The organism is Carnobacterium maltaromaticum DSM 20342, from assembly GCF_000744945.1.
GTDB classification, from domain to species: Bacteria; Bacillota; Bacilli; order Lactobacillales; family Carnobacteriaceae; genus Carnobacterium; species Carnobacterium maltaromaticum.
In genome coordinates this window covers 98,058-115,689 of record NZ_JQMX01000005.1, presented here as the reverse complement: position 1 = coordinate 115,689, position 17,632 = coordinate 98,058, and the positions used below count along the sequence as shown (strand labels likewise).

The following is a 17,632-nucleotide window of genomic DNA, read 5'->3' as shown; positions in this document are numbered from 1 at the left end:
TACTAATGAAAAATAAATCAATGTTAAACAAATTATGGGTAAAATTAACAGTAGCAATTATGCTTACTCAATTGTTTATCCCTAGTATAACAGCGTTTGCTGATGTGGTAAGTAATCCTCCACAAGAGACGATTACACAAGAACTTGAAAAAGAAGCAATCGTTGATGAAGAAAATAAGGAAACAGATTTAACTAAAGTTTCTGATGTAACTGAAAATAAAGATAGTGAAGAAAAAAATAGTCAAACAACCGTAGGTGAAAATCAAAATGCTAATGATAGTCCCATTGTTGAAAAAGAACTACCAGTTTTTGAAGTCATTGAATCATCTACAAATGAAGTAATTGAACCATCTTCAAAGATAATTACGTTTAATGAAAATGGAACTCCAATGCTCGATGGTGAAGCATTTTATAAAAATGAAGAACAAATAACTAAAGAAGATCTTGCTGAATTAATGAAACAAGGTGGTAATACACAATCTGATGGATCAACAGTATTAGCTCGTTCAGTTCGAGCTAATGTGACGATTGAATATTTGGGTCAAGTAATATATGGATACAATGTAGTTGGACATTTCCGCGTCAATGGTGAAGATGCTTTCTGTATTGAGCATTCTAAGCCAACTCCACCAACAGGTACACCTGCTGATGATGGTCTAATTTATAATGATGTAAATGTACGTTCTGCATTGTATTATGGTTGGAACGGTTCAGAAAATATTTTTACTGATTTTGCAATGGGATACACAGCTACTAGTTTGGTTGTAAGTTACTATTATACGGGTGTAGCTTCAGGAATTAATACCCCTGAAGCGCAGGCATTAATGAATAAGGTTGCTAGTAATCCTGTGCCAAATCCTTCAGCGAGTTTTTCAACTAGTAACCCAACTGTCTCTATAGTAAATGGTCAACAACGTACAGAGAATATCACTTTAAATGCTGATTCAAGAAATGTTTTCAAATTGCCTATCCCAGCTGGTATGACATTTAACTTAGTTGGTGGAGGTACTCAAACAAATACAACGGTAAATATTAAAGGTGGAGATACATTTTTTTTAACTGCCAATATGAGTTACACGAATAATTATGCTACAGGTGCATTACATGGTTCAATGAAAAAATGGCAAGCAGTTTTAACAAAACCAAATGATAGCAGTTTACAAACCTTGGGAAGAGGTGGATGGTTTGATCCAGATTTCACACTTCAATTTAAGGCTACCTTCTTTGCTCGCGAAGGTTGGCTAAACCTTGTTAAAAAAGGAAATGACACGACCCAAAACATTGCAGGCGCTCAATACCAAATTTTACAAAATAATGCAGTTTTACAAACAGTTACAACTGCTACAGACGGAACAATTAAAACAAAAGGATTGTTACCTGGAAACTATCAGGTAAAAGAAATTAAAGCTCCAAACGGATATTTACTTGATAAAACAGTGAAAACAGTAATTGTCCGTTCAAATGAGACGACTACAGTTACATTTACAAATATTGCTGTATTAGGTCAATTTGTATTATTTAAACAAGATGCACAAACAGGAAACATTGCTCAAGGGGATGCGAGTTTAGTAGGAGCCGAGTTCGATATTATCAATTCAGCTGGTACTGTTGTAGACAAGGTTGTAATCGCTCCAGACGGCAGTGAGTTTAAAGCGACATCAAAACCACTACCACCTGGAAACTACAAGAGAGTAGAAACGAAAGCCCCAGTAGGCTATGTATTAGATCCTACTCCAGTTCCAATGGAATTGAAATACGAAACACAAGAAATTCCATTAGTTACAACAACGGATAGAGTGAACAATCAAGTCATTTTAGGAAAAGTTGAGATCCAAAAATATTATGAATTAATTGTTGGTGGTGGTCACTTATCACCTGAACCAGGTGCTGAATTTACAGTCACTCTTAAATCTTCAGGTGTTGAGTACGGACGTAAAGAAACGGATGCAAAAGGACATGTTGAGTTTGATAAACTTCCGTATGGCCGTTATGTTGTAAGTCAAACTAAATCATTACCAGGCTTAATTAAAGTTGACGATTTCGAGGTAGAAGTTACCGAGGATGGAGCAACTTATTTTTATGCCATTTTAAACAATACGTTTACTTCACCAATGAAAATTGTGAAGGCAGATGCGGATACTGGTAAAAATGTATTGGTTCCAGGAACTCTTTTTGAAATTACAATTGGGGATACTGATGAACTTTATACAGAAACAACACACAACATTAGTCAATTTGAAACCAACGAAAACGGAGAAATTTTATTATTCAACAAAATGCCATTCGGTGAGTACAAATTGCACGAGATCAAAGCTCCGGACGGTTATGTAAAAAATACTGAACCTATGGATTTCATTATTAATGAAGAAAGCCAAGAAAATGGGTTAGTAACTGTTACGTTTAAAAACAAAGCACAAGTATCAAAAATTACGTTAACAAAAACTGGTGAAGTATTAACGGATGCTGACAAAGTTGAAACGGATTATGGTACACAATACAATCCAGTTTACACTCAAAAACCACTAGAAGGTGCTGAGTTTGAGTTCAGTGCTGCTGAAGATATTTACACTAATGATGGAACATTACGTTATTCAGAATTTCAAGTAGTCGATTCAGGCATTAGTGATGCAACTGGTCAAATTGTAACAGATCCAGAAACAAAAACATTTTATCCAGGGAAATACTACGCTGTTGAAAAGTCAGCGCCAAATGGATACGTTGTAGATCCTACTACTATTCCTTTTGAAGTGGTCTACGAGGGAGAAGATATTGAAATTTCTTCTACAGCTGTACAAGCAAAAAATAAATTGCAAGAATTATTAGTAAAAATCTATAAAACAGAAGAAACAATCGTAACTTGGGAAAATGGAGAAGCCGTTACAGAGCAAGTACCTGCTGATGGGAAAGAATTCGGTATATATGCTCGTGATGCCTTTACTTTTGATACGAATGAAGTCATTCCTGCAGACGGTCTAATGGGCCTCGCAACGACTAAAGATGGCGTTGCTGCATTCCAAGCGAAATTCCCACAAGGGAAGTTTTATGTGCGTGAAGTTGATGCTGGAGTAGGTCATTTATTAGACGAAACAGAATATGATTTTGAATTTACAGCACAAAACAATGTTCCAGTTTATGAAATTGGTATTTGGAAAGACAGTGTAGCGTATGGCAATGAGAACCTATTGAAAATTGCTAGATACTCTGTAGAAAACGAATTAGCTCGCGCTTCAGTTGAATTAACTAAGATCGATGATTTAGATGGAAAACCGTTAGAAAACGTCGCTTTTAATCTTATTCATACAGATGCAGATGGCAAAGAAACCATTGTTGGTGAATATAAAACGGACAGTGAAGGTAAAATTAAGGTAGAAAACTTACCAACTGGTGAGTACAAATTTGTGGAAACAAAACCACTTGATTGGTACGAAGCAAATAAAGAAGAATACAAGTTTACTGTTTCTCCGGATAATGACGGTGAATTAATTGAGTTAAACGTTGTAAACAAACGTAAACCTCTTGAAATTACGACATTATTTGCGACTACGGTAGGTGGTTTGAAACAAGTGAATCCTGATGTGGATAATGATTTAACGGATTATATTGAAGTTCGTGGTGGGAAAGCCGGTCATGAGTATTATGTAGACACAGTTTACAGAAACTCAGCTACTGGTGAAGCAGTAAGTTCTTCTGAATTCAGTTTTGTCTCTACAGGTGATGCTATTCAAAAACTATCAACGAACTTGTTTTTACCAAAAGGCACCATGAAAGACGGTATGTCTTTAACAGCGACTCATATTTTCTATGAAGATAAAGAAAAAACAAAAGAAATTGGACGTGAAGATGACTTAACACTTAAACTTCAGACAGTTGATTTTAAAACGCCAAAAGTTGGAATTAAAACTAAGGCTCATACGGGTGATGGTAAAACACAAACATTCACACATGGTGATATTATCGATGCTTACGATAACGTTGATCTTACTCACGAAGATGTGTTAGATGGAACGAAACGTGCATTTAAAGCGATTCTAGTTGCAGTTATTCCTGAAAATGGAAAAACGGTTGAACGCGACATTTGGGAATCAGAAAAAATTGATTATATCGTCAATGATCAAAAATTTGCACAATCTGTTGTAACAAAAGTAGACACTGGAAGTTATCCTGAAGGCACTTCTTTTTACTTTAAAGAGATTGGGTACAATGAAGCTGGCGAAAAAGATACCGAGCATAATTTTGACGGAAGAGATCGCAATCAAAGCTTAACTCCAGTTAAAAAACCTTTACCATTGCCACAAACAGGCGAAAACAATAAAATAATCTTTATGATTGCTGGTTTAGTGATTGTTGCTAGTGTTGGTGCTTGGTTTGGTCTTTCAACTAATAAGAAGAAAAAAGAAGCAAAAAAGCAAGAAGAAAAACAAATGAACATGGCGTTAACTTATGGTTACAGTGGTCCAGAAAGTATTTTTTCTACTGAAGACGATCAAGGAAAAGTTTATGCTGCAACGTGTTTAATTTTGAGTACGATTAAATACAACTATAAATTTAAGAGCGACTTGGAAGAATATAAACGATTATGGGAAAAAATAGGCTTAAAGGATGAAGATTTTTCTCTTAGTCCTAATTAATGCTTAGTTAAAAATAAAACATGTAGAAGGGCATAAGTGTAAAAGCTTATGTCCTTATTTTACGGAAAGAGGGTCAAGATGACAGTGGGAGTTAAGGTGAGAAATGAGGTTTATATTGACCGGAAACATGCGGTTATTATGAACAAAATAAATACAAAAAAAGCTGTACGAGTGGAAATTAAAGCATTTTATTTAAAAGAAAAATGTGCTCACAGACAGGGTAACTACAGTATAACTGATTTTAAAGACGGTCATAATTTGATTGTAATTAGTGGTGACACATCTCGAACATTTCGTATTCGAGCTGCAAAGTTCAACACTACGCGCCAAAAGTTAGTTGTTTTGTTGGCCAACGATTAATAATAAAAAAATAAAAAATGGAAATTGAAATGGAGATTATTATGAAAAAGAAAAATAAATTACAAATTGGTTTTGTTACTCTTATGTCTGTGATGGTACTTACAGCTTGTGGAGGAAATAATGAAGCAGAGAAAGAAAGCAGTAAAGTAAGCTCTCAGAGTGGAAGTGCAGTGATTGAAAAAGTAGATAAACTACTTGATTCATCAGAAGATAAAAAAAGTGAATCGAAAACAAGCAGTACTTCAGATGAAAAAAAAGCAACCAAAGCAGCAACCACTGTTTTAGATTATTTATATAAAAATAAAACAGCAAATTTAAAAGATGTAACAGGTGTGGCTGGAACAGATATGAATCGTATTCTTGAAGATACGGTCTATGAAAGTAAAATTAAAGATTACCCAGGTAGTGGTTGGGGCTTAGAAGTAGATGGAAGTATTTATACTGCAGAAGATATTTTCAGACAATACTCGAAAGTCTATATTCAAGGATTTAAACAAATTGGTGACTATGAGGTGAAAAATGTTTCTGTTGAGGATGATACTGCAACGGTGACTTACATGGTTAATCCTATTGCAATGAATAGTGTTTCAAATTCGATTACATGGGCAAGAGCCAATCTTTATGGTGGTTTAGAAGTGTCGGATATGATTGGAAGTTCTCAAAATACAGACGTTAAAGCAATTAACAATTTATTTACGTTTAAATTGTATGACATTATTTATGGTGATAAAGGCATTCCAATGGATCTACTTGGTGAAGCAATTGAAATTGAATTTACCTTAGAAAAAAATGGTGAAGGTTTTGATGCTGATTCAGAAACACTATTAGATCTTATTAAGCAATCCCAAGTAAATGAATATTCAAAAACAAACAGCACAAGTGACCAAGAGGATGTATTAAAAGACGAGTTGGATTCTGAACTTTAATATGAATCAAAGAAAGCTGATTAATCAGTGTTGTCCCTAGATTAATAAATTTTAACTAAGAGGGACAACACTGTAATCATAAGGAGTGAAGGTAAATGATAGAAGGAACAGGATATTTGAAATTTGTAAAATCTAGAGACCATTTATACGTTTACCTTCACGGTAGACTGGAAGGGGAAAAGCTCAAAAAACATTTGTTTCCATTTGGTCGCTTGGAAGCAGCATTAGAAAATATGTACTCTATTAGAGATTCAAACGTGTTGCCAGAAGAATTAGTAAGCATGAATTGTTCTTTTGATGATTTAGATCAGTGGATATTAACCCTAGAAACGAGAATTACAAGAAATGGAAAAAATATTGATGTGTTTACAAAAATATAAGACGGAGGGATTCCTATTAATACTGAGATAATAATTCAATTGACGTTATTTTTGATGAAAAATGCAATGTATATGAATTTTCTATTTCCCATAGGTATAGTGTTTAAAAATGTAAGTCAGGGAAGTATAGATATCAGTAAAATAAAGTTTAAAAAAAGTATCTTTACAACATTTGTAAAGATACTTTTTCTTTTTGTACTTTTTGCAATTTATAGGGATTTTAATGAAAGAAATGAACCAATTCTGTTAAGGTTATATGTTTGTGTGATTTTGCCAATTTTATTTATCTATATAGTGAATCAGATAAAAGTGATTGTTAAACAGAGAGAACTTGTATTTATTGGAATAGTACCCATGATCTATATTTACAATAAAGTAAAAAAAAGACAAAGAGAAACAGTAGAAAAAATAATAGAGGAATGGATCAAGGAAGATGCTACAGAAGCCCAAAACTCGAGTTTCAAAAATTTAGTTGAGCGAGAAACTGCTTTGAGGAAGAATGAAGACAACTTTAATGTAGTACCAGGCACTTCTGTACCTTTTCATTCTGTATCAATTGAAGAGGAGCTTATGGACCTTCACAGTAAAAGATTTCCTAATGGTAACCGTGAATTTTATTTAATGAGTGTAAAAAATCTTTTAATAGTTCTTATTCAATATATTAACTATATTTATGATGAAAAAAGACTAGATTTATCACGAGAAACAATCCTTCAAGAATTACTATCAATTGACGAGTTTTTATGGAAAGAGAAGTTACCACTTAAAGTATTTTTAGCAGTAATAAAGGACATAATGGTGTTTGATTACAAAAAACAAGATTTTTTCAATTTGGAAGTTTTAGGTGATAATACAGCTCAAGAAACATCTCGTGAATTTTCATTTGTGTTAGACAGAATCAAAAAGAGAGATGGATTTATTTCTGAAATAACGGCAAACTTTATGACTGATGAAATACGAGAAGTGTCTTCGAAATATAAGATCCAAGTTGCTAAAAATCGGAGTAGTTTATGATTTTGCTTGGTTTTGGATTTTATTTAAAAGATATGGAGGTTGCATTGGTAAATATTTGCTCATTTGTCTCTGTAAACATATACCTACTAACTTTTTTGATTATGATTGTAAATTGTATTTTGATTAGTTTGATAAATAAAAGGGTAAATAGCGAAAAGATAATCTTGTATTGCATGCTCGTAGTCAATACTAATGGTTTATTTTTGATGCTTGCATTTATTTTAATGAATCAGAATATATATTTAGATTCATTGTGGTTCTATCTGAACCTACTATCAATTGGTTGTGTCGTTAAATTAGTACTAAGACGAAATGAAGAATTTAAGATCCATTAAAAATGAAATGGGGAATTGGAAATGATGAAAAAAAAATTCAAATTAAAAGGACACTGTATTTAATTCTATTCACAATAGCATGGGTATTTTTATTATCACTTTTTCAAGAGTTTTATAAAAACTGGCAAGGTCATATTATCAGAAGTATTTATATTATGACTGCAACATTACCAGTATACGGCTATATAGCACACAGAATATTGTTAATAATGGATAAAGCCATTGTAGTTAAGAATTATCGCTATGACAAAATTAAGGATTTAAGAGCGATTAAAAAGTAAAAGGTTAAACAATTTTTGAATATATTGGCTATTCTACAGAAATGAGAGGTGCAAATGGTGTTTGAAAAAATAGAAGTAACTAATTATGAAACCTATCAAAAAGCAGTTGAATCTATAGAATCAAGATTTTTCAATCTATTGTTAATGTTGGTAGGAATTGTTTTAATAGTCGTATTTTTATTGTATAGAAACTCGAAAAAAACAAAGAAAAGTACTGACAAAAGTAATTATGTAATGAGCGCCGTGATTTGTTCTTTATTTTTAGGACTCATAGTAAGTATTTTCGTTAACATCCAAGTTTATAAATTAGAAAAACAAATTCTTAATACTCCTAATGTTGTCTATAAATGGGAAAAAGAATATGTATTTTCACTTGATCAAGTAGATATAAAAGTACAAAAAAAAATTGATACAAATGTAAATTTGGTTGTTAAATCAAAAATAAATGAACCAATTGAAATGGATACAGTTTTTGAAATGAACAGTGATAACACTCTTTTTCGGGACCTATCTGAAACTGAAGGAGAGAGAATTGTATTAGAAAAACGAGTTTTAAAGGACCATAGATTTAAAGAATTAACAAAAGAAAGATCTCTTTTATCCGATTACTATCCAGATGAAAAAACACGATGGATTTTCTATGTGAATGAAAAAAATAAAGAGCTGCTACAGTTACAGAATATTAGTTTTTAAAAAAAGATGATAACCTATCCAATTACTAAGATGACTGAAGGAATAATTTTATAAGAAGTAAATGTTAGGAGGATACTATGGATACTGAAAAAATAGTACTGAAAGATATGTTATGCAGATTATTGGAAGACACTTACGATTCAATCAAACCGTATATAAATTTTAGTATTAGCATTGTTCCTAAAGAATTGAAGTCAAAACATGGCCACTATATACCGAATGATAGAAAGATTGAAATTTTTAATTTGGCCCGTCCGCCTGGATGTACAATGTTGACCTGTATTCATGAACTCGCACATCATGTAGAGTTTATGGATTTAGGGGAGACAGGGCATAAGAAATCTTTTTACAGTCGATTTCATGGTTTATTATTATCTGCTTTATCTCATGGGTTTGTAGTCCCTAAAGATTTAGAAGATGATGCGAAAGATTCTAAGGACTATAAAAAATTAGTTGGATATTTTGGTGATATAGAATTTTGGGACTATGAAGTAACTGAAGAAGCAAAAAAAAGATTTGTCTTTGTATTTAATGAATATCACCAACGAGAGGAGTTGAAGCAAAGAGGATATAAATATTTTAAAAAGAGTCAAGCCTGGGGGAAAGAATATCCCAACCCCTTATATGCAAATCGGGAGGCAAAATTACTTCAAAATACCTTTGAAACTATGGATATCGGGGTTGTTAGCCAAGCAACAACGTTATTTACCTTAAATTATTATATCGCAGTCCCTGGTGCATATGGTGAAAAAGAATTACTGAAGCAACACGGTTATCGCTGGGGAGCGTATGGGATTAAAGGGACATGGGTTAAAAAAGTTCCGACTAGTAGTTTTTATTATGAAGAAGCCTTTTTAAAAGATAGTCGGTTGGTATTTACGAAAGTTACCCCGAAAATGTAATTCTTAAAAGAGGAGGTAAAGCGTGAGTGACATTGATGAACGTGCTGTAGATCTTGTAATTCAATCGAGCAAAATCTCAGCAAATGTAATTATCCAAGCTTTAAAAGACTCACAAAGAAAAGTTGGATACATTTACAAAGATATTCGTAAAGAACAAAAATATCAAAAAAGAAAGAAAAAAAATGCTCCGAAAACTGGAAAGCAAAAGCTAGATGAATTAAATCAACATGGAAGACAAACGGCATTTGTTCCAATTGATGATAAACAAGATCTATTAGAACTACAAAAAGAGCTTAAACGCTATTCAATTGATTTTAGCATCGTTAAAGAAGGCAATGAGACGTATCATGTCTTTTTCAAAACACAAGATACTGAGCGCTTTAATTTAGCTCTTGAGAAGGTGATTCAAGACTTTGATAAGAAAAATGCAGAGAAATTGACAAATGAATCAAAAGAAGTAGATCCGGAAGAGAAAAAAGTAGCGGCTGTTGATGATAAACAGGTCACCGATTCAAAAAATGAAGTTAAGGATGTGAAGGACCAAACAGATAAAGTAAACCTGTCTAAAGTTGAAGCTGCAAAAGAAATAAATTTAAAAAAAGAAGCTGCAGATCCAGGTTTTAAAGACTATTCAGGAATTGAAGTTAGAGGGGATAAAAAAAAGCATTTAGGAAAATCTCCGACAGTAAGGACTCGATTAGAAAAAGCCAAAAAGGAGGCGAGCGAATTTAATAAAGCTGTTAAAAAAGAACAAGCATTGAATAAGAACAAAGCTCCTAAAAATAAGGGAGGTCCGGAAAAATAATGAAAAAAAATGCTGGTCAAATTGTACTTTTCTCATTTATCGTGGGTCTCTTTTCTTTTTATCTGTTTCATAGAATCGCGTTGGTTTTTGCTGATTTAAGTGGTGATGTAATAACACGAGCTAATCAATCTTTGAGTCTAGTTTGGCAAGATTTAAGTCGTAATCCAATAAATTTTGAATTTACAAAGCAATCACTTCAAACTGGAGCGTTTGCTTTTTTCTGTTGTGTTATTTGTGGATTATATATTTCAGCCAATCAAAGAAACTATAGGCATGGGGAAGAGCATGGTTCAGCTCGATGGGGTACAGCAAAAGACAGCGCACCTTTCAAAGATAAAGAAAAATCGAATAATGTGATTTTGACTCAAACGGAAAGTTTAACAATGAAGTCCAATCTGAGAAAAAGAAAAATGAAATATGAGCGAAATAAGAATGTTTTAGTCGTAGGTGGAGCAGGGGCACGAAAAACGTTTGGTGTTGTAAAGCCCAATTTAATGCAACTTCATTCTTCATACGTACTAACAGAGTCAAAAGGTTTACTCCCACATGAAACTGGAAAAATGTTTAAAGATGATGGGTATAAAGTGAAAATATTTGATTTAGTGAATCGTGAGAATTGTGATTATTTTAACCCTTTTGCGTATATAGACAAAGAGGATCATGTGTTAATGGTAGTTAAAAATTTGTTGAAAAATACGGATGGAAATGTTCAAAAATCAGGTGATCCATTTTGGGATAAGGCTGAAACAGCTCTATATTGTGCGTTGGTTAGCTATTTGAAAGAGATAGGAACTACTGAAGAACAAACATTTCCTATGGTAGGTATGCTCTTACGAGAAGGTCGGGTTGATTCGGACGATGAGGCTTTAGTCAGTCCATTAGACATGCTGTTTAATGACTTTAAAGAAGAGTATCCTGAACATTTTGCAACCAAGCAGTATGATACGTTCAAATTAGCAACATTCAAAACGGCTAGATCAATTCTTATTTGTTCAAGTGTTCGTTTAATGCCATTTGATATCTCTTCAATTGCAAATCTAGTTTCAAAGGATACGCTTGAACTGGATAAACTTGGGGACGAAAAGACGATATTGTACGTTTGTTTACCAGATACGAATGAAACGTTCAATTTTTTAGCAGCTATGCTTTATGATACGCTATTTGAAGTGCTTGTTTATAGAGCGGATAACGTTCATAAAGGGAAATTGCCTATACCTGTAAGGTGTATATTAGATGAATTTGCAAATATAGGTCAAATTCCAAGTTTTGAGAAAAAAGTAACGACAATTCGGAGTCGATTGATTTCTGTTACGATCATGCTTCAAAGTATGTCACAACTAAAAAATCTATATAAAGATACATGGGAAGATATAACAGGATCTTGTGATTCGTTTCTTTATTTAGGTGGGATGGAAGAAACATCACATCAAAAGGTTAGTAAGTTAGTGGGTAAAGAGACGATTGATATTCTAAAAGTGAGTCAAAGTTTTGGGATGCAAGGCTCTTATTCTAAAAGCTATGACAAAACAGGACGGGACCTAATTGATGAGGGCGAAGTGGCCAACCTGGATAATGATTACTGTATATTAAAAATTCGTGGTGTGCCTGCATTTAAATCTAAAAAATATGATGCAACAAAACACAAAAATTACAGTAAATTATCTGACTCAAATCCAGATAATTGGTACGTGCCTAATTATTCATTAAGTCCAATGGAAGACTTTTTAAAAAATGTGAAAATTGTAGAAACTTTTGATTATAGTGAAATTAATAAACTAGTAAGTTAATGGAGGGAAAACAGTGAATTATTTTAATGAAGCAATGTCTATGCTTTCGAAGGGAGTACTAGCAGCCGGATCACTACTAACGATTTGGGGATTGGTACAACTTGGATTAGCGATTAAGGATAGTAACGGACCAGGAATGCAGCATGCAATTTTACAAGCTGTTGGTGGGGGGATTATTGTGGCTGCAGCTGCATGGTTCACCAATATTACTTTGTAAAGGAGAAGAAAATGAATGATGCACTTGAATTTCTATTAAAAAGCATTGCAGAACAGTTGAGTCTATCAAGTGGAGACAAAGGCGTTCTACTCCAAAATTTAGATCAGTATTTACCTGAGTTATATAAATATAGTGTGTCAATAATGGATATAGTAGTGAAGCCAATTGGATATACCTTATTAGGCTTTTTTTTATTGATTGAATTTCAAGCGTTAGCGCAGAAAATGAGTTCTTCAAGTAATGGACAAACTGGTGGAATGGAATTCCTATTGCCACTTGTAATTAAAGTGGGATTTTGTTCATTAGTCATGAGGAATTTAGCTCTGTTTTTGAAAGCAATCATGGATGTGGGAATAACGATAACTAGAGGGATTTCTAATCTTGGGATTGCAGCTGGAGGAAGTAATAAAATAGATATTTCCAATGCAATGGACACAATATCTGACTTAGGTTTCTTTTCCCAACTCATGTTACTAGTCGTATTCTTGCTTGTACTATTAATTTCAATTTTTACGAATGTACTAGTTAAAGTAATTGTATTTATGCGATTTCTTGAGTTATACGTCTACATGAGTATTTCACCTTTGCCGGTTGCCACTTTACCAAATGCAGAATTAAATCAAATTGGAAAGAATTTCTTTAAATCATTTGTAGCAGCGTCCTTACAAGGAACGTTGCTATTTTTAGTTTTAAGTTTTTATCCCATTTTAGTTAATGGAATATTTACTTTAACTGGTGGTGAAGGAGCATTTGAAATTACTGCATCTATATTGGGATACAGTGTAGCATTGGCTTTTTGTTTGTTTTATACAGGAAAATGGTCGAAGTCTATTACCACAGCTGCATAGAAAGGAAGATATTTATGGCAATAGAGGTTTCAGTAAGAAAAGAAATAAAGTCCTATCAAGAAAAATTGATAGGTGGAATGTCATTACGACAAGCGGCGTGTGCAACTGTAGCAGTTGCGTTTAGTGCTGGAGTTGGGACAATTAATCATTTTTTTATCCATTGGGCTATTGATGATATAGGAGTAGTGATTATGTTTTTATCTATTCCTATTTTGGCTGTTGGATGGTTTAAAAAAGAAGGGATGCCTTTTGAAAAGTATATGTTGATTATGTGGCGATATAAAGGATTGGCTAACGCTTATCCTTTTAAAAATAGGAAATTGGAGGTAGAAGTTGTTGAAGCTGAAGACAAAAAAGAACGTAAAAAACGAACAGAATATGGAAATTGAAAACAAAAAAATCGTTCATTTATTGAATAAGCAAAAAAAAATGCGTGGTAAGCGACAGCGGAAAGAAGCTCCAGTTAAAAGTGCTCAAAACGTTTTACGTTACGAAAAAATGTATGAAAGTGGATTGTGTGATTTATCAAATGGACTATTTTCAAAAAGTTTTCGTTTCTCAGATGTAAACTACCAAATAGCTCAAAGGGATGATCAACTAAATATTTTTAGTGATTATTGTGAATTGCTAAATGCTTGTGATTCGAGTACGCATTTAAATGTTACGATTATGAATAAAAAGATTGATATTGAGGCTTTTGAAAGGGAACTTTTCTATGAGAAGAAAGGTGATTCTGAAGATGTATATCGAAGTGAACTAAACGACATGTTAAGTAAAACGATTACTGGAGGCCAAAATGGTTTTCTTAAAGAAAACTATTTAACTTATTCAACAACTGCTAAAACAATCGAACAAGCACAACAATACCTTGATAGGACCGAACAAACTCTGATGGGCGGCTTTGCAGAAATGGGAGCCGAATGTAAGGAACTAAAAGGGATAAATCGGTTAGAAGTCATGCACCATTTGATGAAACCAAATGATCTGTTTCATTTCAAGTATGAAGACCTCCTGTATAGTGGGCTTACAACGAAGTCAGCCGTAGCTCCTTCAAGCTTTAACTTTAAGAAAAATAAGCATTCTTTTGAAATAGGTTCAGGTTTCGGTCAAGTTTTATATTTAAAAGATTATCCGTCAAATTTAACGGATAAATTAGTAACAGAATTGACCGAAATACCAGAAGAATTAACTATTTCAATTCATATTGATCCTGTTGATCCGGATAAAGCCAACGATTTGGTTCAAAAGAAAAAAATGTTTATGGATTCTGATAAAGTTTCAGCTCAAAGGACAGCTGGTAAACGTGGATATGATCCGGATTCTTTACCTTATGAATTAAATACGAGTATTGCTGAAGCAAATTTATTATTGGATGACATGGTTCATCATGGACAAAAATTATTTTATGCTACTTTTCTTGTTTATGTAAGAGCAGATACTGAAGAACAATTACAAGATGTAATAGAACAAGTTCTGAGTACAGGTCGTAAAAATAGATGTGGATTTAGCCGTTTAGATTATTTACAGCTTGAGGGTATAAATTCTATTTTGCCATTAGGAAAGAATTTTGTTGATATTCAAAGAACTTTAACTACTGCCAGTACAGCTATTTTTATTCCATTTACAGCTCAGGATCTAAATCATGAGGATGGTAAATTTTATGGCGTTAATGAAACAACCAAGAACGTTGTGAGAGTAAATCGAAAAAAGTTAAATACACCTAGTGGATTTATATTGGGTAGTTCAGGTACAGGAAAAGGGGTTGCTAAAAAATATGAAGAAATAACAACGCTTTTAAAAAATCCCAATGATGAAATTATATCAATTGATCCGGAAGATGAGGATTCAATTATTGGGAAGGCATTTGATGCTCAAATAATTAAGATTTCACCAAGCACAGATACCTTTATCAATCTGTTAGATATATCGGAAGATCTAAATGGCGAAGAAGATCCAGTAAAACTTAAAGCAGATTTTTTATTATCAGCTTTTGAAACACTTATTGGTGGAAATACAGGTTTAAGTTCGTCTTCTCGCTCTATTATTGATCGAGTGACACGCTTGACCTATGCAGAATATTTGAATACGCCTGGAACTCCTATGCCAAATCTCAAAGATAATTGGTTCCCCATATTAAAGGCTCAACCAGAAGAAGCTGCTAAAACGTTAGCTTTAGATTTAGAACTTTATATTGAAGGATCATTGTCTGTTTTTTCTAAACCAACTAATGTGGAGTTGAATAAACGATTTATTATTTATAATACAAAACAATTAGGAAGTCAGCTTAAAACTTTTGGCATGATGGTGGTTTTAGAACAAGTGTGGAATCGAGTGGTTAGAAATAGAGAATTAGGGATAACAACCTGGCTTTATGTTGATGAAATGCAATTGTTGCTAAATGATGAATATTGTGAAAATTACTTTTTTGAACTTTGGAGTCGTATTCGTAAATGGGGAGCAATTCCTACTGGAGTCACTCAGAATGTCGAAACACTCTTACTATCAGATAAAGCACGACGTATGCTAAGTAACAGTGAATTTATCATTATGCTAAAACAAGCTAAAAGTGATTTAGATGAAATCTCTTCACTTTTTGGACTTTCTTATCAACAAGAGAAACAACTTGCTAATCCGAGTCAAGGGGCTGGTTTGATTAAAGCTGGGAATGCAATTGTTCCTTTTTCAAATATTATTCCTAACGGTACGAAAGTTTATGATCTTGTTACAACCGATCCAGATGACCGAATTAAATTGAAAAAAAAACAAGGGTGAATGACACATGAGAGAGAGAAAGTCTGATTTATGGACTCAATCAAGTGATACAAAAAATAAAAAATCCGTTCATGTTGAAAAAAAGGAGCAATTAAAGACTTTAGTAAAATCGAGTGTCCATACTAGGTTAGTAAAGAAAAATAAAAAGTCTGATAGTGTGAAGCTAGAAAAAAAGATTGATAATTGGATTAATTCAGTTGGACAGATGTCAATAAAGTAGACACAAAAATAGATACAATTTAGATAGACCCAAAATAGATTTTTTCTTTTTCATTCGGGGTCATCATATTGTTTGCTGAATGGGGGCGTTTTGAATTGTAAAAACCCTCTATATATTCAAATGAAGATTGTTCAACTTCTTGGATTGTTCTAAATGTTCTGCGGTTCAGTTCTTCTTTTTTCATATATTTAAAAAAAGACTCGTTTACGGCATTATCCCATGGGTAAGCTGCTTTGGAATAAGATGGAACGAGGTTATGTGTGTCTAAAAATTGACGAACACTAGTCGCACAGTATTGGCTTCCACGATCTGTATGGAATAGAACAGGCTCTTTGGGATTTCTTTGATTCACAGCTGTTTCAAGTGTCTCAAGGACTAAAGAAGCTTCCATAGTTGGACGAACGCGCCATCCTATAATTTTCCTGGAAAATAAATCTAAAATGACACAGAGATAAACAAACCCTTTATTAACAGGAATGTAAGAAATATCGCTCGTCCAAACTCGATTCGGTTCAGTCGGATTGAATTGTTGGTTTAAGTGATTTGAGTAAGCTAAAGAAACCTTTGGTTTCGCATATAAAAATTTCGGCTTAGCTGTAGACATTTTTGGCAAATCCATTGATTTCATTAATCGGTACACTCGCCCAACACTAATGAAAATTCCAAAATCACGCTCAAGAACAACTTTTATTTTCGCAGCACCTAATCGTTTTTTAGAATCCATATAGATAGAAAAAATGGTTTGTCGAAGCTGTTGATTTTCAACAGTTCTAGGAGCAGGAGTTGGGTCAAAGTGTTTATAATAGGTACTTCTATTTACGTTTAAGACTCTACAAAGGCGCACAATAGAATGATCAAAACGTAATAAATGAACCGCATCTAATCGTTGTTTGAGTGTGGCGTGAAGATGGCAATCGCTTTTTTTAAGATGAGGTTTTCCTCTTCTAATAAAGCATTTTTCTTCTGTAAGTCTTTAATCTGTTTAGCAGTAAGGATAGAACCATCTTCAATTTGAACTTCAGAATATTGTTTTACCCAGCGGGATAACGCTGTAAAGGAAACGCCATAGTCTTTACACAACGAAGTTTGTGTTTTACCTCCATGGTAAAGATTAACAAGGCTTTTCTTAAATTCTTCATCATATTTTTTGTAATTGGACATTTGAATCATTCCTTTCGTTTTAGTGTCTACTTATAAACAGTATACCATTAAAAATACTGTCTACTTTATTAGTATATATCCAAAATGGTACAAGAGAAACGCAAAGAGCAACAGGAAGAATATGGTAAAAATAATCAGGCGGATTGGAATCCTGAAAAAGGCTTTCGTCCATTCGGTGGCATTCGTAAAAAAGACTTAAATCGAATAAAAAAAATACTTGATGATGAATTCCAAAGCACATTAAACAAACGCAAGTTTGAAGAAATGAAACGTGAAGAACAAATTGATAGATGATAGGAGGAT

At 33.3% G+C, this 17,632-nt stretch carries 17 protein-coding genes; 16 read left to right on the top strand and 1 reads right to left on the bottom strand.

Annotation, left to right across the window (positions count from 1 at the left end):
* Nucleotides 1–5 precede the first annotated feature (5 nt).
* The 15 genes from BR77_RS18160 (at nt 6) to BR77_RS18085 (ending at nt 16,168) form a co-directional block, all read left to right on the top strand.
* The gene (locus BR77_RS18160) at nt 6–4,628 is read left to right on the top strand and encodes a SpaA isopeptide-forming pilin-related protein (protein WP_035067191.1); all 4,623 of its coding nucleotides are present in this window, start codon (nt 6–8) and stop codon (nt 4,626–4,628) included.
* Between the two features lie 78 nt (nt 4,629–4,706).
* Nucleotides 4,707–4,988 (top strand): hypothetical protein, encoded by a 282-nt coding sequence (locus BR77_RS18155; protein ID WP_035067188.1) that lies wholly within the window; start codon nt 4,707–4,709, stop codon nt 4,986–4,988.
* A gap of 41 nt (nt 4,989–5,029) precedes the next feature.
* Nucleotides 5,030–5,914 carry a hypothetical protein gene (locus BR77_RS18150; RefSeq protein WP_035067185.1) on the top strand — a complete coding sequence of 295 codons (885 nt, stop codon included), beginning with the start codon at nt 5,030–5,032 and terminating at the stop codon, nt 5,912–5,914.
* Nucleotides 5,915–6,009: 95 nt separating this feature from the next.
* Nucleotides 6,010–6,294, top strand: a complete 285-nt coding sequence (locus BR77_RS18145) for a hypothetical protein (protein ID WP_035067183.1) — start codon at nt 6,010–6,012, stop codon at nt 6,292–6,294.
* Between the two features lie 54 nt (nt 6,295–6,348).
* A complete protein-coding gene (locus BR77_RS18140; RefSeq protein WP_155520240.1) occupies nt 6,349–7,308 on the top strand; it encodes a hypothetical protein in 960 nt (319 codons plus the stop codon).
* A gap of 337 nt (nt 7,309–7,645) precedes the next feature.
* A complete protein-coding gene (locus tag BR77_RS18130) occupies nt 7,646–7,924 on the top strand; it encodes a hypothetical protein (RefSeq protein ID WP_035067174.1) in 279 nt (92 codons plus the stop codon).
* Between the two features lie 54 nt (nt 7,925–7,978).
* Nucleotides 7,979–8,617, top strand: coding sequence for a hypothetical protein (locus BR77_RS18125; RefSeq protein ID WP_035067171.1), 639 nt, complete (start codon nt 7,979–7,981; stop codon nt 8,615–8,617).
* 77 nt (nt 8,618–8,694) lie between these two features.
* Nucleotides 8,695–9,519, top strand: a complete 825-nt coding sequence (locus BR77_RS18120; RefSeq protein ID WP_080732590.1) for a hypothetical protein — start codon at nt 8,695–8,697, stop codon at nt 9,517–9,519.
* Nucleotides 9,520–9,541: 22 nt separating this feature from the next.
* Nucleotides 9,542–10,324, top strand: coding sequence for a DUF3801 domain-containing protein (locus BR77_RS18115; protein ID WP_035067168.1), 783 nt, complete (start codon nt 9,542–9,544; stop codon nt 10,322–10,324).
* Nucleotides 10,324–12,111 carry a VirD4-like conjugal transfer protein, CD1115 family gene (locus BR77_RS18110; RefSeq protein WP_080732589.1) on the top strand — a complete coding sequence of 596 codons (1,788 nt, stop codon included), beginning with the start codon at nt 10,324–10,326 and terminating at the stop codon, nt 12,109–12,111. Before BR77_RS18115 ends, BR77_RS18110 begins: the two co-directional genes overlap by 1 nt.
* Before the next feature lie 13 nt (nt 12,112–12,124).
* Nucleotides 12,125–12,328, top strand: a complete 204-nt coding sequence (locus BR77_RS18105; RefSeq protein WP_035067165.1) for a hypothetical protein — start codon at nt 12,125–12,127, stop codon at nt 12,326–12,328.
* A gap of 11 nt (nt 12,329–12,339) precedes the next feature.
* Nucleotides 12,340–13,176: a VirB6/TrbL-like conjugal transfer protein, CD1112 family gene (locus tag BR77_RS18100; RefSeq protein WP_035067162.1), complete on the top strand. Its 837-nt coding sequence runs from the start codon at nt 12,340–12,342 to the stop codon at nt 13,174–13,176.
* Nucleotides 13,177–13,190: 14 nt separating this feature from the next.
* Entirely contained in the window at nt 13,191–13,565 is a 375-nt protein-coding gene (locus BR77_RS18095; RefSeq protein ID WP_035067159.1) for a PrgI family protein, read from the top strand.
* Complete coding sequence (locus BR77_RS18090; protein ID WP_307781486.1) at nt 13,513–15,948, top strand: VirB4-like conjugal transfer ATPase, CD1110 family; 2,436 nt, start codon at nt 13,513–13,515, stop codon at nt 15,946–15,948. Before BR77_RS18095 ends, BR77_RS18090 begins: the two co-directional genes overlap by 53 nt.
* Nucleotides 15,949–15,955: 7 nt before the next feature.
* Nucleotides 15,956–16,168, top strand: coding sequence for a hypothetical protein (locus tag BR77_RS18085; protein ID WP_035067157.1), 213 nt, complete (start codon nt 15,956–15,958; stop codon nt 16,166–16,168).
* 19 nt (nt 16,169–16,187) lie between these two features.
* Here the strand turns inward: BR77_RS18085 and BR77_RS18900 are convergent.
* Nucleotides 16,188–17,329, bottom strand: a protein-coding gene (locus BR77_RS18900; protein WP_233463432.1) for an IS3 family transposase whose coding sequence is annotated in 2 segments (ribosomal slippage) — nt 16,188–17,083 and nt 17,083–17,329 — 1,143 coding nt in all. Because the reading frame shifts where the segments join, the coding sequence is not laid out codon by codon here.
* A gap of 84 nt (nt 17,330–17,413) precedes the next feature.
* Between BR77_RS18900 and BR77_RS18070 the strand changes: the two genes are divergently transcribed.
* Complete coding sequence (locus BR77_RS18070) at nt 17,414–17,623, top strand: hypothetical protein (protein WP_035067154.1); 210 nt, start codon at nt 17,414–17,416, stop codon at nt 17,621–17,623.
* The last annotated feature ends 9 nt before the right edge of the window (nt 17,624–17,632 follow it).